The organism is Sphingobium sp. TomTYG72 (assembly GCF_055394715.1).
This window is the reverse complement of sequence record NZ_AP027337.1, coordinates 82616-100771: the sequence shown is the minus strand read 5'-3', so window position 1 is coordinate 100771 and position 18156 is coordinate 82616. Positions and strand designations below refer to the sequence as shown.

Below are 18156 nucleotides of genomic sequence, written 5' to 3'. Positions count from 1 at the left end.
CTGGGTCCCTTAGAGCCGCTCGATGATGGTGACGTTGGCCTGGCCGCCGCCTTCACACATGGTCTGCAGGCCATAACGCCCGCCCGTGCGCTCCAGCGCGTTCAGCAACGTCGTCATCAACCGCGCGCCGGTCGCGCCGATCGGATGGCCCAGAGCGATCGCGCCGCCCTGCACATTGACCTTCTCATGCGGGACATCCAGTTCCTTCATCCACGCCATGGTGACGCTGGCAAAGGCTTCGTTGCATTCGAACAGGTCGATGTCGCTGATCGACATGCCAGCCTTCTTCAGCGCATATTGGGTGGCGGGGATCGGCCCGGTCAGCATCCACACCGGGTTGGCGGCGCGGACCGACAGGTGATGGATGCGCGCGCGGGGCTTCAAACCATGTTCCTTCACCGCCTGCTCGCTGGCGATCAGCAGCGCGGCGGCGGCGTCGCAATTCTGGCTGGCGACGCCTGCGGTGATGATCCCGCCTTCATTGACGGGCTTCAGGGACGCCAGGCCCTCCAACGAGGTCGTCGGGCGGATGGTCTCGTCACGGGCCAGGCCCTCAAGCGCCACCACTTCCTTGTCGAACCAGCCATTGTCCCAGGCGGCCTGCGCGCGCTGGTGCGACGCGAGCGCGAACTGCTCCATCGCTTCACGGCTGATGCCCCATTTGTCGGCGATCATCTCGGCGGACTTGATCTGGTTGACCTCTTCCATGCCATAGCGTTCGACCCAGCCCTTCGACCCGTGGAAGGGGCTGTCGAAGCCATATTGCGCGCCCGCGATCATCGCGGCCATGATCGGGATCTGGTTCATCGCCTGGCTGCCGCCTGCGACCACCAGGTCCTGGGTGCCGCTCATCACGCCCTGCGCGGCGAAGTGGACCGCCTGCTGGCTTGAGCCGCACTGGCGGTCGATGGTGACGCCGGGCACTTCTTCAGGGAGCCCTGCGACCAGCCATGCGGTGCGGCCGATGTCGCCCGCCTGGCCGCCGATGGTTTCGGTGCAACCCCAGACCACGTCCTCGACCTGGGTGGGGTCGATACCGGTGCGCTTGACCAGTTCCTTGATCGGGTGCGCGCCAAGGTCGGCCGGATGGACGGCGGCAAGGCTGCCCTTCTTGCGGCCGACAGGCGTGCGGACGGCGTCGATGATATAGGCTTCAGGCATTTTCATGTTCCCGGGCAAAGGTCTGATCCGGCCCCATGGGCTGGGTGAAGATGCGCGTGGCGATGCGCGCGCGGTGTTGGGCGGGGGTGCCCCATGTTTGCGTGAGCGCAACCGTGCGCTTCAAGAACAGATGGACGTCCACCTCCCAGCTGTAGCCCATCGCGCCATGCACCTGGATCGAGGCGCGGGCGGCCTTGTCGGCGGCTTCCAGGGCGACGAGCTTGGCATGGCTGACACGGGCGCGGGCTTGCGTGTCGCGGGCGCCGATTTCGGCGGCGGCGGCGGCGACCACCGGCTTGGCGAACTCGATCGCGACCTGGGCGGACGCCAGGTGATGCTTGACCGCCTGATAGCTGCCGATGGGCTTGCCGAACTGCTGGCGTTCCTTGGCATAATCGACTGCGAGGTCGACCGAACGCTGGGCAAGGCCGAGGCCAAAGGCGGCGTTGAAGAGGGCGGCGCGGTCGAAGGCGAGATCCCAGTCGGCCTTGCCCAGAGCCGTCGCCTTCTCCTTGCTCCACTCGACCGAAAAGAGGCGGCGGAAGGGATCGATGCTCGGCTGCGCCGTCAGCGTCACCTGATCGGGCGTGGCGAGCCAGGCCTCGCCATCGGCATGCAGGAGGATGCCGCCTGCGCTGTCGGCATTGGCGACATAGGGGTTCGACGGATGCTGGATGGCGATCGTCGCATTGGGATCGCTGAGCAGTTCATGCTCGGGTGCCAACGCGGCGAGCATCGGCGCGGCAACGCCTGCGCTTTCAACCAGCGGTTCGGGCAGCGCGACATAGCCCGCCTCTTGCGCGATCAGGGCAAAGTCGGCTTCCGCCAGCCCGATGCCGCCCGCGCTTTCGGGGAGCAGCACCAAAGTCAGGCCGGTTTCCACGATAGAGGCCCAGCGCGCATCGTCGCGTGCGACGCCCGCTTCCATCATCTTGCGCCAATGGTCGGGCGTGCAGCTGTCCGCAAACAGCGTCCGCGCGGTTTCGGCGAACATCAGCTGTTCATCGCTGAGGGTGAAATCCATTTCTCTGTTCCCCCTTAGCGCGGCAGGCCGAGCATGCGCTCGGCAATGATGTTGCGCTGAATCTCGTTGGAGCCCGCATAGATGGGTCCGGCGAGCGCGAAGATATAGTCGTCGATCCAGTCGACGGCCCCAGCGCCGGGCGCTTCGTGCGTCAGTTCGGCCTGCGGCCCCAATATGGCGAGCGCGGTTTGCGTCAGGTGAATGTCCAATTCCGACCAGAAAATTTTGTTGGTGGACGCTTCCGGCCCGATCTTCGCGCCCGCCATCAGCCGCGAGGCGGTCTGGTAGATGTTGAGCGCATAGGCGTCGGCATTCATGTGCGCGCGCACGACATCGGCTTCGAGCGCGGGGTCGGCGGTTTCCTTGTTCGCCTGCCACAGTTCCGCAAGCTTGCTTGCCGCCACCTGGTAGCGGGCGGGCGAGCGCAGCATGAGGCCGCGTTCAAAGCCTGCTGTCGCCATGCAGATATGCCAGCCCTGACCCTCGTCGCCGAGGCGATTGAAGGCGGGGACGCGGACATTTTCGAGGAAGATCTCGGCGAAACCGACATGGCCGTTGATCTTCTTGATCGCGTTGACCGTGACCCCCGGCGCGTTCAGCGGGAAGAAGATGAGGCTCATGCCCTTGTGGCGCTCGGAGCCGGGCTCGCGGAACAGGCCGAAGGCCCAGTCGGCGAACACCGCGCGGCTCGACCAGATTTTGTGGCCATTGAGGATATAGTCGTCGCCATCCCGAACCGCCGTCGCGCGCACGCCGGCAAGGTCTGAGCCCGCCATCGGTTCGGACCAGGCTTGCGCCCAGATTTCCTCGCCCGACGCCATCTTGGGCAGGAAGCGCTGCTTCTGCTCATGGGTGCCGAACTCGATCAGCGTCGGCCCCAGCAGGAAAATGCCATTCTGGTTGACCCGGCCCGGCGCACCCGCGCGATAATATTCTTCCTCGAAAATCAGCCACTGGATGAGGTCAAGGCCGCGCCCGCCATATTCCTTGGGCCATGTCACCATGCCCCAGTCGCCGGACTTCAGGGTCTTTTCCCATTGGCGGTGGGCCTCGAAACCCTCGCGCGTGGCGTCGAAATGCTCCAGCGGCTCGCCGGGCACATGGGCTTCGAGCCAGCTGCGCACTTCGGCGCGGAACGCCTGCTGTTCGGGGGTATAGGTCAAGTCCATCAGAATTTCGCCGCGCCCTTATTGTCCACAAAGGCGTCACGCGCCTTCTGGCTGTCTTCATGCATGTACATTTCGAGCGTGAAGCCCTGCTCGATCCGGTAATGGGCCGACGGGTCGGTCGGCTCGATCAGGTTCAGCGCCTGCTTGGCGATCACCAGCGCCGCCCGGCTCTTGGACGCAATTACTTCGCAGAAGGCGTAGGCCTCGTCCCTGAGCTGCTCGAGCGGCACCACCTTGTGCACCGAACCGTGACGGTAGGCGTCTTCCACCGGAATGCGCCCGCCGGTGAAGAAATTGGCGCGCACCATCTGGACGGGCAGCATGCGACTCATGAAGGCCGCGCCGCCCATCGCGCCGCGATCGATTTCAGGCAGCGAGAAATAGGCCCCCTCCGCCGCGATCAGCGCGTCGCACGCGCCCGCGATATTGACGCCGCCGCCGATGACGAAGCCATGCAGCGCGCCGACCACCGGGATCGCGCATTCGCGGATCGCCTTGAACGTCAGGTAATTATCCTTGTTCAGCTTGGCGATGCGTTCGGGATGCGCCGCCATCTCCTTGATGTCGACGCCGCCGCAGAAACCCCGGCCTTCGGCGCGGATCAGGATGCACTTCACATCCTCGTTCGCTGCGGCTTCGTAAACCAACGCCGGGATCGATTCCCAACCCTTGGTGTCGAAGGCGTTGACCGGGGGATGGTCGAACAGGATTTCGGCGATGGCGCCCTTGACGGTCAGCGTAATCGGCATGTCTTGTCCCTCTTCCTCAGGCGGCGCTGGCCGTCTCGCGGCCCATGGCGGCGAGCGCGGCGAGCCGCTCATGCGCCTCTTCGACGATGCGGTCGACCAGCTGTTGGCAGGTCGGGACCTCGCCAATTCGCCCGCCCACGACGCCGGTCGCCATCACGCCATGTTCGATGTCGCCATCGACCACGGCTTTCTGGATCAGCATCGGCATGGTCGCGGCCATCATCGCCTGCTTCAATGGCATCGCGCCATGGGCGGTCATGCCGCGCGCCGACTTGATGAAATCCATCCAGCTCGCGCCGGTCTGCTTCTTCATCGCCATGCCCGCCTCGATCGCGCGCAGCCACATGGCGAGCGGGCCGGACTTCTCGATCCGGTCCATCAATTTGGTGCGGACCATCCGCTGGGGGATGCCGTCGAGCTTGGTGGTGACAACGATGCGGTCGGTCGAGGCCTTGAGATATTCCGCTTTGGCGCTGTCGGGCACCGGGCTTTCCTTGGTCAGCAGGAAGCGCGTGCCCATGGCAATGCCGACCGCGCCATAGGCGAGCGCTGCCGCCAGCCCGCGTCCGTCGGCAAAGCCGCCGCTCGCGATCACCGGCACCTTGACGGCGTCGAGCACCTGGGGGAGCAGCACGGTGGTCGGGACGGAACCTGTATGCCCGCCGCCTTCGCCGCCCTGGACATTGACCATGTCGACGCCCAGTTCGACCATCTTCTGCGCATGCTTGACCGCGCCGACGGTGGGGATGCACAATATGCCCGCATCCTTGAAACGGCCGATCATCTTGGCATTGGGGCCACGGCCAAAGCTGACCGCGCGCACCTGATCCTTGTTGGCCAGGATCAGTTCGACAATCTGGTCAGCGCCCGGCTGAAAGCTGTGGAAGTTGACGCCGAAGGGCTTGTCGGTGCCCTTGCGCACGGCGAGGATCTTTTCGCGCGCTTCGTCCGGCGTCATCACCGCTGCGCCCAGAAAACCGAACGCGCCTGCATTGCTCGACCCGATCACCAGCGAAGGCTCGGCGACCCAGCCCATCGCGGTCTGGATGATCGGCCAGCGGCAGCCAAGCCGTTGGCAAAGGACTGTGTGCAGCGGATCGCCCATCATTCGCTCGCCTGTTTCTTATTGGCCTCGGCCATCTTCTTGGCGTCGAGGCCCGCGATCGAGCTGCCCTGGACGAGGTCATTCTGGGCATGGGCGAAATGGTGCATATGATATTGCGCGTCCATCGCGTTCCTCTTGCCCATCAGCTCCTCGACATGGTTGATCGCCTGCTTGGTCAGCCAGTTGCCAAGGCGGGGCTGGGCGACGAGCTTGGCCGCCATGGCCGCGACGGTCTCGCGCAGCGCCTCGCGCGAGACGATCTTGTTCACCATGCCGAACTGTTCGGCGCGCTGCGCGCTCATCCGCTCACCCAGCAGCAGGAATTCCTTGGCGATGCGCGGGGGCAGTTCATAGGCGTGGGCGAAATATTCAACGCCCGGGATGCCCATGCGGTTGACCGGGTCCTGAAAGAAAGCGTCGTCGGTGGCGACAATCAGGTCGCACACCCATGCCAGCATCAGCCCGCCCGCGACGCACGCCCCCTGCACCATGGCGATGGTGGGCTTGGGCGCGTCGCGCCAGCGGCGGCACATGCCGACATATTGCTCCTTCTCGCGGGTATAGAGCAATTCAGCGGCGGGCTTGTTCACATGACCCGGCACCAGCAGCCGGTTCTCGAAATGCTGGTGCACGTCGCGGCCGGGCGTGCCGATGTCATGCCCGGCCGAAAAATGCTTACCGTTACCGCCCAGCACGATGCAGCGCACATCGTCATCGTTCGTCGCCTTGATGAAGGCGTCGTCGATCGCATAGGTCATCTGGCCGTTCTGGGCATTGTTGAAGCCCGGGCGGTTCATCATGATCCATGCGACATTGTCGATCACCTCATAGGTGACCGGCTCGTCCGTTTCGTAAACAATGTCGACCTGCTGCGGTTCGACCAGGCGGTCGGTCTCGTTCATCTTCAGGCTGCCCTTCTGTCTCCGGCCGGATTGTCCTTGAACACGGTCGCCCGGACATTATTGGGGTCGATCTTCGCGATCAGCTCCAGTTGCTCGGCCGTCGGCGCAGGGGTGGTCGGGATTTCGCCATCGACCTTTGCCAGCGGGAAGCCGGTATTGTCCTGCACTTCCTCGAAGGTGACGCCCGGATGCAGCGAGATCACGCGGATCTGGTGATCGGGGCCGCCAAAGTCCATCACGCACAGGTTGGTGATGATGCGACGCAGGTCCAGGCCCTGGGGCGGAGCGCCATTGCGGTAGCGTGCCGGATTATAGCCCGCCATGCAGACGAAATCGACTTCGCCTTCCACGAACGCCCGCTTGTTGTGGTTCTGGAAGAAGAAGCTGTTGGGATGGCTGATCGAGTTGCCGGGGAAGCCGCGCGCGCCGAGCATCGCCGCCTTGGGCTTCTTGTGGTCGCCGATCACCGAGATGTTCGCCTGACCGAAACGATCGATCTGGACCGGGCCGACCAGCGCGTGGCGGCGGCCGCTCCAGAGCGCCGAGAAGACGCGGTCATAATTGGCGATGCCCTCGAACTCGGGCTCGGCGGTGCGCTTGCCCGGGCCGACGGGTTCGCTGGTATAGAATACCTCGCCATCGGTGGTCTGGATCGCGGGCGCGAAGGAGAGCTTGGCCACGCCCGCGCCAATGCGGGGGAGGGGGCCGATGCCGGTCGCCATTACTTCGCCATCTTCGCGCCAGACTTCGGCGCAGGCGGCGATGACGAGTTCAGCGAGCGAATAGCTGTTCTGGGTCATGGGTCTCTCGCTTAGTAAATGGGGACGGGGAGCTGCTTGACGGCGTCCGCGCCGCCGATCGCTGCCTGATAGTCGGCTTCCGACACATCGATGAACTTCGCCTTATAGTCGGCCCAGGCCTCGGGCGAGGCGGCGCTTTCGACATAGGTCTTGATGTGCTTGAGATCGAGCTGATAGTCGGGATCGGCGCTCGACGGGTGCGCGCCCAGCGGGGCTTCTGCAACACCATTGATCATCGCCCGCTCGACCAGATTGTAGCGGCTGTTCTTCTTCATATCGAGCTCGCCCGTCGGCACGATCTTCTCGACCGTGGCGAAGCTCCTGGTTGCCGCACGGACCAGCAGTTCGTCGAACAGCGCGTCCTTGCTGAGCGTCAGGAGGTTGCCGCGCTCGTCGGAGCGGTGGGCGTGGATCAGCGCGATGTCGGGCACCAGCGCGGGCATGGCGACGAATTCCTCGCCATCGGCATAGGGGCTTTTCACGAATTTGAAGTCGAAGCCGTCTTGCGTGATGATGTCGGTGCCGATGCCGACGCGGGTCGGCAGGAAGGGCAGCTTCATCGCGCCTGCGCGCAGGCCCCCAATGATACATGCCCTCGTCAAGCTCGAGCACCTCGAAGGCGCCCGCCTGGCGGGCGTTGCGGAAATGGGGTTCCAGCGGATAATGGTCGAGGCTGGCAAAGGCGAAGACCAGCTTCCTGATCTTGCCGGTGGCGGCGAGCAGGCCGATGTCCATGCCGCCATAGCCCGCCATGACGGTGAGGTCCTTGAGGTTCGATCGGGCGATGGCGCGGATCAGCGCCATGGGCTTGCGGCGCGTGGCCCACCCGCCGATGCCGATGGTCATCCCGTCGGAAATCTGGTCGACGATGTCGTCGACGCTCATGCGCTTGTCGAGCATAATGTCAGTCATCCTTTTGCGTCAGTCCTGCTCATGAGCCCATTTATGGCCCCAGTCGCTTACAGCAAGGCTGGTGGTGGGGACCCATGTTTGCGGGTCTATTACCAGGCCGTTCCAGCCATATTCGATGTCAAATCCACCTGGTGTCTGCATGTAGAAAGAGGTCATCTTGTCATTGACATGGCGGCCAAGGGTCGCCGAGAGCGGCACCTTGCCCTTGCTCTTCAAGACCCGGTCATAGGCGCGGCCGACATCCTCGAGGGAGCCGACCTCGAGCATCATATGGACAGCGCCATTGGGGCTTTCGGGCAGCTGGCCGAGCGCCAGGCTGTGGTGGCGCGGGTTGCAGTGGAGGAAGGCAAAGCCCACGCCCGGATCGTCCGCGCCGCCGCCCATAAGGTAGAAGCGGCCAAGGTCGGTGTCGCCAAAGCCCATGACGTCCTTGTAGAAGGCGTGGGTCTCGTCGAAATTGGGGGCGGTCAGCACGACATGGCCCATCCCCATGTCGCCGTCCGCGCCATGGGGGCTGCCGGTCACGAAGCGGCTGACGCCCACAGGCGAGACGAAGGGGGCATAGTCGACGAAGCGACCGTAGAAGATCTCCATGGGATTGCCCGCCGGGTCCGATGAACGGGCGAGTTCATAGACCTGACGGCCACGTGCTTCCATGACGCCCGCCCGTTCCACCGGACGGCCTGCTGCCTCGAGGCGGGCCAGCACCGATTCGAAGGCGTCACGATTCGCGCATTCCCAGCCCGGCGCCACGAAGCGGTCGGCCGCGCCTTTCTGCACCCGCAGGCGCCAGGGCCGGTCGTCCATGCGGAACAGCGCGACGTCCTCGTCCGGCGAAGGGGCCGCCATCAGCCCTGCGATATTGCAGGCAAAATCCTGCCAGGCGCCCAGGTCCCGCGCCTCGATCACTACATAGCCTAGCGATATCACTGCCATTTCAAGCGCCTCGCCTTCTTTCCTGTCTGCCAGCCATGCTCTGCCGCAGAGCGTTGCAAAATGACCTTCCCCATACGCATATGGCAAGCGCTGCCGCCTGTTTTGCACTTGCTGGGGGAGGCGCAGTTAAGCGCGCTCACGAGCTTATGGCAATTCGTTCCCAATCCGCCTATAAGTAACGGCCAAAATGCGCAAGCCCTGTTTGTCTTGACAGTTTGCGTAATGGCATTTTACATAAACTACGCATATAGCAAATCTGAAGCAGAGTCGCCTACAATGGAGAAGATCATGACCGGGGCAGTAGCAAGCCGACCCATTGACGAGGCGAATGCCGCGATACCTTCACCCGAAAGTCTGATCGCCAAAGCCAAGGCGATGATCCCGGTGCTGCGGGAACGCGCCCGGGCCTGTACGCTCGCCCGGGACGTGCCGCCCGAGACCGTCGCCGAGATGAAGGCGGCAGGCTTCTTCCGTGTGCTCCAGCCCAAGCGCTACGGCGGCTATGAGATGCACCCCAATGTCTTCTTCGAGATCCAGAAGGCGTTGGCGCAAGGCTGCATGTCGACAGGCTGGATCTACGGCGTGCTGGGCTGCCATCCTTACGAACTCGCCCTCTTCCATGACGAGGCGCAGAAAGAAGTATGGGGCGATAACCCCGACATGCTCGTCTCCTCCACCTATCAGCCGGTCGGCAAGGTGGAAAAGGTCGAAGGCGGCTTCTATCTTTCGGGCCGCTGGGGCTTCTCGTCGGGCTCCTCCCATTGCGGTTGGGTGCTGCTGGGCGCGATCAATTTCGACACCGATGGCGGCCCGCCCGACATGCGCACCTTCCTGCTGCCGCGCTCCGACTATCAGGTGATCGAAGGCAGCTGGGACACGTTCGGCCTCCAGGGCACCGGCAGCTTCGATATCGTCGTCGAGCGCGTGTTCGTGCCCGAGCATCGCACCCACAAGGCGAGCGACGGCTTTGCCGGCACCAATCCGGGCCAGGAAACCAACACCGCGCCGCTCTACCGCATCCCCTGGGCGCAGCTCTTCATCCGCTCGGTCTCCAGCGCCGCCTTCGGCGGCATCCGCGCCGCCACTGGCGCTGCGATGGAGATCATGGGCAACCGCGTCTCGACCAACACCGGCAAGGCGTCCAAGGCCGACCCCCATCTCCACGCCGCCATCGCCCGCGCGATCGCCGAGGCCAACGAGATGGAACTCACCCACCGCACGACCTTCAACGAGCTGATGGACTATGCCGAGCGCAATGAGCCCGTGCCGATGGAAAAGCGCGCGCTCTTTGCCTATCAGTCCGCCAGCGTCGTGCGCCGCATGGCCGAGCTTGCCGACGGCATGGTCAAGCTGCTGGGCGGCCGGGCGGTCTATATGTCGAGCCCGATCCTCCAGCCCTGGCTCGACCTCCACGCCGCGCGCGCCCATGTCGCCAATGACCCGGCCAACCGCACCAGCGACGTCATCGGCACGATCAATGGCGAACCGCCCGCCTTCACCTTCATCTGAAGCGAGCATCTGACCATCTGACATCTGGACAGCATCGGGCCAGGACAAAAGAGGATATCCATGGGCAGTGAATTGATCCGCAAGACCTATAGCGTTGCGGGCGGATATGAGATTTCGATCGCGGAAATTGCGGGCGCTGCGGCTGATGCCCCCACCGTCATCTTCATCCATGGCAGCGGTCCCGGCGCCTCGGGCGCGTCCAACTTCCGCAACAATGCGCAAGTGTTCGCCGATGCGGGCTATCGCGTCATCCTGCCCGACCTCATCGGCTATGGCGCCTCGTCCAAGCCCGAGACCGACTATCCGCTCGAGCTGTTTACCGAGACTTTGCTCGATGCGCTGAAGCAGCATGGGATCACAGGCGGCCACCTCATCGGCAACTCGCTGGGCGGCGGCATCGCCCTCCAGATCGCGCTCGACCATCCCGACTTCACCATCGGCAAGCTCGTCCTGATGGCGCCGGGCTGCGTGGCGGAGCAGATGAGCTATTTCACCATGCCCGGCATCGCCAAGATGCGCTCGGGCTTTGGCAGCCCGGAATTCAACATCGAGGAACAGCGCCGCCTCATCGGCAACCTCATGCATCCCTCGTCCGCGCACCACATCACCGACGCGCTGGTCGAGGAACGCTTCGCCGTCGCGCGTACCCAGCCCAAGGATGTGCTCGCCCGCGTCAAGACCCCCGACCTTGGGCCGCGCCTGGGCGAGGTCACCCAGCCGATCTTCGTCCTCTGGGGCCTCAATGACGAATTCTGCCCCGAAAGCCATGCGCGTCTCTTCCTCGATGCTTGCCCCGACGTGCGCTGCCTCACCTTCTCGCAGACCGGCCATTGGGTGCAGGTCGAGCGGACAGAAGAGTTCAACCGCTACTCACTGGACTTCCTGAAGAATGGCTGACGCTGCTCCTGCGCAATCCGTGCCTGTTCCAGAGCCTATCGATGTCACCACCGGGCTGAAGGGCGCGATGCGCCGCCTGCCCTCGGGCGTGGCGATCGTCACCGCGCTGGGCGAAGGCAAGGCGCCGGTCGGCATGGCCGCGACCTCGATCACCTCGCTTACCATGGACCCGCCCGCCGTGCTCGTCTGCGTCAACCAGACAGCGGGCATCCACGCCCATCTCTCGCCCGGCTGCCCGGTCAGCATCAACCTCCTCTCGCGCCACCAGCGCGAAGTGTCGGCAGCATTCGGCGGCGCGGTGGCGCGCGAGGCGCGCTTTGGCGTTGGCAGCTGGACCCCCGATGCCCATGGCCTTCCCATCCTTGATGAAGCGCAGGCCAACCTCTCCTGCACGATCGAGAGCATGACCCCCTTTGGCACCCACAGCATCGTCATCGCCCGGGTCAAGGCGGTGCGCCTGTCGGATGCGGTCGATCCCCTCATCTTCCAGGACGGAGCCTATCTGTGAGCGAGACGCTGAACGAAACATTGGCGGACGAGCTCTACCGCGCGCTGCGGGACAAGCGCACCGTGCCGCCGCTCATCGCCCGCCACCCTGAGCTGACCATCGATGATGCTTATGCGATCTCGCTGTGCGCGCTCGACAAGCGCAAGGCGGACGGCGAAAAGGTCATCGGCAAGAAGATCGGCGTTACCTCCAAGGCCGTGCAGGACATGCTGGGCGTGCACCAGCCCGATTTCGGTTTCCTGACCGACCGGATGTTTATCGAGGGCGATATCGATGTCGCGGCAAACGGCCTGATCGCGCCGCGCGCCGAGGCCGAGATCGGCTTCATCCTGAAAGACAGCCTCAAGGGGCCGGGCGTCACGGCCGAGGACGTGATCGCCGCGACACAGAGCATCGTCCCCTGTTTCGAGATCGTCGACAGCCGCATCCAGGACTGGAAGATCGGCATCGTCGACACCGTTGCCGACAATGCCTCCTGCGGTGTCTATGTGCTGGGCGAGGCCCGCGCGAACCCGCGTGACCATGACCTCCCCAATCTCCACGTCACCGTGACCAAGAACGGGCAGCCGCTCTCCGAAGGCCATGGCCATGCGGTGCAGGGTTCGCCAGCGCAAGCGGTCGCCTGGCTCGCCAATACGCTCGGCGCCTATGGGGTAACGCTCGACGCCGGCGATGTGATATTGTCAGGGAGCCTGGTGCCGCTCGAACCGGCACAGGCGGGAGATGTGTTCGAGATGCAGCTCCACGGGGTTGGCAGCTGCACCGCGCGCTTTATCTGAAGATTTATGAAGAGGGTATCGCTGGCACGCGATGCTGTGAGGAGTATCTGATGACGGGCAAGGTCAAGGCGGCGATCATCGGGTCGGGCAATATCGGCACCGACCTCATGATCAAGATGATCAAATATCCGCAGAATATGGAGCTGGTGGCCGTGGTCGGCATCGACGAGGCGTCCGAGGGCCTCGCCATGGCGCGCGAGCGCGGCGTCGCCACCACCCATGAGGGGCTGGAAGGCCTCATGAAGATGGACGTTTACCCCGAGATCGGCATCGTGTTCGACGCGACCTCGGCTTACGCCCACAAGGTCCATGACGAAGCGCTGCGCAAGGACGGCAAGCAGGTGGTGGACCTAACCCCCGCCGCGATCGGCCCCTACACCATCCCCACGGTCAACGGCGAAGCCAATCTCGATGCTGGCAACGTCAACATGGTGACCTGCGGCGGGCAGGCGACGATCCCGATGGTTGCCGCCGTCTCCCAGGTCGCGACGGTGCACTATGCCGAGATCGTCGCGTCGGTCTCCTCGCGCTCGGCAGGCCCTGGCACCCGCGCAAACATCGACGAGTTCACCCGCACGACGGCAGGCGCCATCGAAAAGGTCGGCGGCGCCGCGCAGGGCAAGGCGATCATCATCCTCAATCCCGCCGAACCGCCGATGATCATGCGCGACACGGTTTTCACCCTGTCGGAAGGCGCGGACGAGGACACCATCCGCGCCTCGGTCGAAGCGATGGTCAAGAAGGTGCAGGCCTATGTGCCGGGCTATCGCCTGAAGCAAGACGTGCAGTTCGAGCGCTTTGGCGACAACAACAAGCTCACCATCCCCGGTCGCGGCGAATTCACCGGCATCAAGACCATGATCCTGCTCGAGGTCGAGGGCGCGGGCGACTATCTGCCCAGCTATTCGGGCAATCTCGACATCATGACCGCCGCCGCCAAGGCGACCGGCGAGCTGCTCGCGCAGCGCATCGCCCAGGGCAAGACGGTCGCCGCTTGAAGCGCGCGCCCACGGAGTATCAAGACATGACCAGCACATTCAACGTCGAGGCGGGCGACAAGCTCTACATTCAGGACGTGACGCTACGCGATGGCATGCACGCCATCCGCCACATGTATGGCATCGACCATGTGAAATCGATCGCCAAGGCGCTGGACGATGCAGGCGTCGACGCGATCGAGGTCGCCCATGGCGACGGCCTCAATGGCGCGAGCTTCAACTATGGCTTTGGCGCGCATACCGATTGGGAATGGCTCGAAGCGGTCGCCTCGGTGCTGACCAAGTCGGTGCTCACCACGCTGATCCTGCCCGGCGTCGGCACGGTCGAGGAACTGCGCCGCGCCTATGATATCGGCGTGCGCTCGGTGCGGGTCGCGACCCATTGCACCGAGGCGGACGTCTCCAAGCAGCATATCGGCATTGCCCGCGATCTTGGCATGGACGTCTCAGGCTTCCTGATGATGAGCCATATGATCGAGCCGGACAAGCTCGCTAGCCAAGCCCTGCTCATGGAAAGCTATGGCGCGCAGTGCGTCTATGTGACCGACAGCGGCGGCGCGCTCGACATGGACGGGGTCAAGGCCCGGTTCGAAGCCTATGACCGGGTGTTGAAGCCCGAGACCCAGCGCGGCATCCACGCCCACCATAATCTCTCGCTTGGCGTCGCCAACTCGATCGTCGCCGCCCAATGCGGTGCGGTGCGGATCGACGCGTCGCTCACCGGCATGGGCGCGGGCGCTGGCAACGCGCCGCTCGAAGTGTTCATTGCCGCTGCCGAGCGCAAGGGCTGGAATCATGGCTGCGACGTCAATGCGCTGATGGACGCGGCCGAGGACCTCGTTCGTCCCTTGCAGGACCGGCCGGTCCGGGTCGATCGCGAAACCCTCGCGCTTGGCTATGCCGGGGTCTATTCCTCCTTCCTGCGCCACGCGGAAAAGGCCGCCGAAACCTATGGCCTCGACACCCGCGCCATCCTGGTTGAACTCGGCCGTCGCAAGATGGTCGGCGGACAGGAAGACATGATCGTCGATGTCGCGCTCGACATGCTGAAAGAACGCGCCTGACCCCATGCCGGGGCGGCCGCACGAGGCCACCCCGGCAGGCCAGCCAACCAACAAGAGGAGAGGATATGGCCGATAGACGCCTGTCGCTCGACCATATCACCGTCACCGACACCACCCCCTGGCAGCTTGCCGAGATCGCCGCAGAGGTGGGCTGCCAAGGCATCTGCCCGTTCCTCCATTCCATGGAGGTGTTGCCCGCCATGCCCGCCTATGACCTGGTGCGCGACCCGCAAGCGCTGCGCCAGACCCGCGCCGCGCTCGCCGCCACCGGGGTCAGCGTCGACCTCCTCTACCCCTTCACCATGGCGGGGCGCACCAACCCCGCTGACTTTATCCCCGCGCTCGAAACAGGCGCAGCGCTCGGCGCGCCGCTTGCCAATGTCCTGTGCTATGATCGCGATCCCATCCGCCGTACCGAAAGGCTCGTCGAACTGGCCGAGCTTGCTTCAGGGTTCGATATCGCCCTCGCCATCGAATTTTATCCCCCCTCCCAGGTCCAAAGCCTAAGCGCCGCCCTCGAGGAAATAGCCCGCTCCGGCCGATCCGACATCAAGGTCACAGCAGACCTTCTCCACATCATGCGCGGACCCGAACCCGAAACCAGCTTCCCCCTCCTTGCCCATCCCGCCATCGCCATCGCCCAGATCTCCGACGGCCCAACAACCATCGATCCCGACCAGATCGAACGCGAAGCCGGCATCCAGCGCCAACTCCCCGGACAAGGCGCGTTCCCTATCCCAGCGTTCCTCCACGCCCTCAATCCCACAACACCCCTCAGCGTCGAAATACCCCAGCAACACGCCATCGACAAAGGCTTCAACGCCCATCAACGGGCAAAATGGGCGGTGGATTGCGTGAAGGAAGTGGTGAAAAGAACGCACTGAAAAACAAGAAATAGGAAAATAGGAAAAATAGGAGAGTATGATGCGTGACTTGATCGACCCCACCCTGTTGCCGGGGTTGGATTTCATGCCGGCGCTGGACATCACGGCAGAGAGCCTGCCTGCGATCCGCGAGGGTATGGAGCAGATGACGGCGATGGCGCCCGAGCCGCAGGATAGTGGTGTTGAATGGCGGGAGGAGCGGATCACGGCGCCCGATGGGCATGAGCTGCTGGTCAGGATTTATCGTCCGGCCGATGCGCAAGGGACTCTGCCCGCGATCCTGCACATCCATGGTGGCGGCTATGTGCTGGGGTCGGTGCGTACCAATCACCTTTCCAACATCGAGCTTACGCTTTCCGCTTCCGCCCTCGTCGTTTCGGTTGATTATCGGCTCGCGCCGGAGACGGTGGCGCCGGGCGCGGTCGAGGATTGTTACGCGGCGCTGCAATGGCTGCATGATGGCGCGGAGCAGTTGGGCGCCGATCCCAAGAGGATCGCCATTCGCGGGGAGAGCGCGGGCGGCGGGTTGGCCGCGGCCCTCGCGCTGCTGGCGCGCGACCGGGGCGGCCCGGCGATCGCGCACCAGAACCTGATCTATCCGATGCTGGACGACCGTACCTGCATCACTCGCCATCCCGAACATCTGGGCGCATTCGTGTGGACGCCGCAGGCCAACGCCTTTGGCTGGCGATCCTTGCTGGGTAAGGAGCCAGGATCGGCGGACGTATCGCCCTATGCGGCCCCCGCGCGGGCGGAGAGCCTGGCTGGTTTGCCGCCCGCCTTCATCTGCGTGGGCGCGCTCGATCTCTTCCTGGTGGAGGACATGGATTATGCCCGGCGGCTGATTGAAGTCGGCGTCGCGGCGGAACTGCATGTCTATCCGGGGGCCTATCATGGTTTTGACGTGACGCCCGACGCCGCGCCAGTCCGCCAGATGAAGCGCGACGCGATCGCTGCCCTTCGCAAGGCGCTGCATCCCGCCGAAACACGGTAGGATGAGCGGTAGATAGCCGCGCAAATTGCGGCGGCATCAGCTTTGACACTGGTGCTGCCCGCAAGTGCGCGCTATTGAACCGGCTACATTTTTGAAGGCGGGGCAAGAATGCAGATCAGGAGCGGGCGGAAAATGACGCCGCCATCGCTGGATACTCTCGATACGAATATCATAGAGATACTCCGGACCAACGGCCGCGCAACCAATCAGGAAATTGCCGAACGGCTGTCCGTTACCGCTGCCACGATTTCAGCCCGGCTGCAAAAGATGGACGACGGGAAAGCGATGCGCGTCGTTGCCGTCACCGATTTTGCGGCCCATGGCTATAATGTGATCATCGCCCTGGGCGTGAAGGTTCAGGGCCGCAATGTTCAGGAGGTCGGCCGCGATCTGGCGGATCTTCCCGAAGTGCTGAGCGTCAATGTCATGAGCGGCGACCATGATGTGGAATTGCTCGTCGCGCTGCGGGATTTTGGCGAGGTGCAGGAGATGTTGTTTGAGCATATCGCCAGCGTGGAGGGGGTCGTTCACATCACATCAGGGGTGGCGGTGGATATCGTGAAATATGAATTCAACGTGGTGCCGCTGTGACCGGGAAGGCTGATTGGGCACGCCTGGACAAGCTGGACCAGGGGATCGTCGAAAAGCTCGCCCGCGACGCGCGCATTTCCAACCGCGCCATCGCCGCCGAACTGGGCGTGACGGAGGGCACCATTCGTACACGCGTCAAGCGGTTGCAGAATGAAGGGCTGATCCAGTTCACCGTCGTCACCGATTTCCGCATGGCGGGGTCGCCCAACCTTTGCATGCTGGGGATCGATGCCGATCCATCCCATGTGTCGGAATTGGCGCGCCGTCTATCCGACATTCCGGAAATCACCTGCGTCATCGTTCTGCTGGGCCGTTACAGTCTGTTGGCGATGGGGTTGTTCACCAATATCGAGCAATTGAACGACCTGGTGACGGAGCGCATCCGGCCGATGCCGGGCGTCCAGCGGGTGGAAACGTCCGTGTCCGTTCATAATTTGAAATATGAGGCTGGCATCGCGAAGATCACGCGAGAAGCGCCCTAAAAACAGGTCGGGACGGTCGATCTGTCCAACCGCAGAAAAACGGGGGGGAGGTTCAACCCCTGAGGAGAGTATCATGTCGATCAATCTGGAAGAGCTTGCCGCCCGCGTGACCGCATTGGAGGACGTCAACGCCATCCGTCAGTTGAAGGCGCGTTACCTGCGCGCCTGCGACCTGAAGCTGGTGGACGAATTGCGTGAGACGTTTCTGCCGCAGGGCATAAGGCTGGATTACCAGAATTTCCCGCTATTCACGGATCGCGACGAGTTCATCGCCATATTCCAGAAAATGGCGATGGCAGGCGGCGTTTATGACATTCACCATGCGACCAATGCGGATATTGAATTGGTGAGCGCGGATGAAGCGCGTGGGCTGTGGTCGCTCAATTTCCGGACGATCATCCTTGCCACCCGATCCGTGACCCGGCTCGCGGTGGAATATCAGGATGTCTACCGCAAGCAGGACGGGCGCTGGTGGATCGCGGAGTCTGTGAGCCGCGTCACGTCCATCCTGACCGAAGAGATTGGCGAGGATGGCACGCCGCGTTATCTGGCCTGGGGTGAGATGCCCGCTGCGGTTTGAATTCGTGAGGGCAGGGGTGCGATCGTTGCTCCTGCCCTACATTTGAGAAATAGAGCATGATCCGATCAGACTGAACCGGATCATGCTCCATTTATCTTTTGTTTTCCGCATT

Annotated in this window: 20 protein-coding genes and 1 pseudogene; 11 read left to right on the top strand and 10 right to left on the bottom strand. The window is 63.6% G+C overall.

Annotated features, from left to right (window positions below; translation table 11 throughout):
• Positions 1-9 precede the first annotated feature (9 nt).
• The 10 genes and pseudogenes from ACZ5U1_RS13900 to ACZ5U1_RS13855 form a co-directional block, all read right to left on the bottom strand.
• Positions 10-1161 carry an acetyl-CoA C-acetyltransferase gene (locus ACZ5U1_RS13900; RefSeq protein WP_464780114.1) on the bottom strand — a complete coding sequence of 384 codons (1152 nt, stop codon included), beginning with the start codon at positions 1159-1161 and terminating at the stop codon, positions 10-12.
• Positions 1154-2185, bottom strand: a complete 1032-nt coding sequence (locus ACZ5U1_RS13895) for an acyl-CoA dehydrogenase family protein (RefSeq protein WP_464780115.1) — start codon at positions 2183-2185, stop codon at positions 1154-1156. Before ACZ5U1_RS13895 ends, ACZ5U1_RS13900 begins: the two co-directional genes overlap by 8 nt.
• 14 nt (positions 2186-2199) lie before the next feature.
• Complete coding sequence (locus ACZ5U1_RS13890; RefSeq protein ID WP_464780116.1) at positions 2200-3354, bottom strand: acyl-CoA dehydrogenase; 1155 nt, start codon at positions 3352-3354, stop codon at positions 2200-2202.
• Positions 3354-4103, bottom strand: coding sequence for an enoyl-CoA hydratase family protein (locus ACZ5U1_RS13885; RefSeq protein ID WP_464780117.1), 750 nt, complete (start codon positions 4101-4103; stop codon positions 3354-3356). Before ACZ5U1_RS13885 ends, ACZ5U1_RS13890 begins: the two co-directional genes overlap by 1 nt.
• Positions 4104-4119: 16 nt before the next feature.
• The gene (locus ACZ5U1_RS13880; RefSeq protein ID WP_464780806.1) at positions 4120-5208 is read right to left on the bottom strand and encodes an NAD(P)H-dependent flavin oxidoreductase; all 1089 of its coding nucleotides are present in this window, start codon (positions 5206-5208) and stop codon (positions 4120-4122) included.
• Complete coding sequence (locus ACZ5U1_RS13875) at positions 5208-6110, bottom strand: enoyl-CoA hydratase (protein ID WP_464780118.1); 903 nt, start codon at positions 6108-6110, stop codon at positions 5208-5210. Before ACZ5U1_RS13875 ends, ACZ5U1_RS13880 begins: the two co-directional genes overlap by 1 nt.
• 2 nt (positions 6111-6112) lie before the next feature.
• Positions 6113-6910, bottom strand: coding sequence for a CoA-transferase subunit beta (locus ACZ5U1_RS13870; RefSeq protein ID WP_464780119.1), 798 nt, complete (start codon positions 6908-6910; stop codon positions 6113-6115).
• 11 nt (positions 6911-6921) lie between these two features.
• Complete coding sequence (locus ACZ5U1_RS13865) at positions 6922-7470, bottom strand: CoA-transferase (RefSeq protein ID WP_464780506.1); 549 nt, start codon at positions 7468-7470, stop codon at positions 6922-6924.
• An 88-nt stretch (positions 7471-7558) separates the two neighbouring features.
• Positions 7559-7756: pseudogene (locus ACZ5U1_RS13860) on the bottom strand (CoA-transferase); the annotation flags it as partial.
• A 75-nt stretch (positions 7757-7831) separates the two neighbouring features.
• A complete protein-coding gene (locus ACZ5U1_RS13855) occupies positions 7832-8758 on the bottom strand; it encodes a VOC family protein (protein WP_464780121.1) in 927 nt (308 codons plus the stop codon).
• 288 nt (positions 8759-9046) lie between these two features.
• Here ACZ5U1_RS13855 and ACZ5U1_RS13850 point away from each other — a divergent pair, with 288 nt between their 5' ends.
• From ACZ5U1_RS13850 to ACZ5U1_RS13800, 11 genes are all read left to right on the top strand, one after another.
• Entirely contained in the window at positions 9047-10267 is a 1221-nt protein-coding gene (locus ACZ5U1_RS13850; RefSeq protein ID WP_464780122.1) for an acyl-CoA dehydrogenase family protein, read from the top strand.
• Positions 10268-10327: 60 nt separating this feature from the next.
• On the top strand, positions 10328-11164 hold the full coding sequence (locus ACZ5U1_RS13845; RefSeq protein WP_464780123.1) for an alpha/beta fold hydrolase: 837 nt from the start codon (positions 10328-10330) through the stop codon (positions 11162-11164).
• Positions 11157-11672 carry a flavin reductase family protein gene (locus tag ACZ5U1_RS13840; RefSeq protein WP_464780124.1) on the top strand — a complete coding sequence of 172 codons (516 nt, stop codon included), beginning with the start codon at positions 11157-11159 and terminating at the stop codon, positions 11670-11672. The genes ACZ5U1_RS13845 and ACZ5U1_RS13840 overlap by 8 nt, the downstream gene beginning before the upstream one ends.
• Positions 11669-12451: a fumarylacetoacetate hydrolase family protein gene (locus ACZ5U1_RS13835; protein WP_464780125.1), complete on the top strand. Its 783-nt coding sequence runs from the start codon at positions 11669-11671 to the stop codon at positions 12449-12451. The genes ACZ5U1_RS13840 and ACZ5U1_RS13835 overlap by 4 nt, the downstream gene beginning before the upstream one ends.
• A gap of 50 nt (positions 12452-12501) precedes the next feature.
• Positions 12502-13449, top strand: a complete 948-nt coding sequence (locus ACZ5U1_RS13830) for an acetaldehyde dehydrogenase (acetylating) (protein ID WP_464780126.1) — start codon at positions 12502-12504, stop codon at positions 13447-13449.
• Between the two features lie 26 nt (positions 13450-13475).
• Positions 13476-14513 carry a 4-hydroxy-2-oxovalerate aldolase gene (gene dmpG / locus ACZ5U1_RS13825; RefSeq protein ID WP_464780127.1) on the top strand — a complete coding sequence of 346 codons (1038 nt, stop codon included), beginning with the start codon at positions 13476-13478 and terminating at the stop codon, positions 14511-14513.
• Between the two features lie 65 nt (positions 14514-14578).
• Positions 14579-15397: a sugar phosphate isomerase/epimerase family protein gene (locus tag ACZ5U1_RS13820; protein WP_464780505.1), complete on the top strand. Its 819-nt coding sequence runs from the start codon at positions 14579-14581 to the stop codon at positions 15395-15397.
• Between the two features lie 37 nt (positions 15398-15434).
• Positions 15435-16391, top strand: a complete 957-nt coding sequence (locus ACZ5U1_RS13815) for an alpha/beta hydrolase (protein ID WP_464780504.1) — start codon at positions 15435-15437, stop codon at positions 16389-16391.
• Between the two features lie 108 nt (positions 16392-16499).
• Positions 16500-16982, top strand: coding sequence for an Lrp/AsnC family transcriptional regulator (locus ACZ5U1_RS13810; RefSeq protein ID WP_464780503.1), 483 nt, complete (start codon positions 16500-16502; stop codon positions 16980-16982).
• The gene (locus tag ACZ5U1_RS13805) at positions 16979-17464 is read left to right on the top strand and encodes an Lrp/AsnC family transcriptional regulator (protein WP_464780502.1); all 486 of its coding nucleotides are present in this window, start codon (positions 16979-16981) and stop codon (positions 17462-17464) included. The genes ACZ5U1_RS13810 and ACZ5U1_RS13805 overlap by 4 nt, the downstream gene beginning before the upstream one ends.
• A gap of 73 nt (positions 17465-17537) precedes the next feature.
• On the top strand, positions 17538-18044 hold the full coding sequence (locus tag ACZ5U1_RS13800) for a nuclear transport factor 2 family protein (protein ID WP_464780501.1): 507 nt from the start codon (positions 17538-17540) through the stop codon (positions 18042-18044).
• Positions 18045-18156 lie beyond the last annotated feature (112 nt).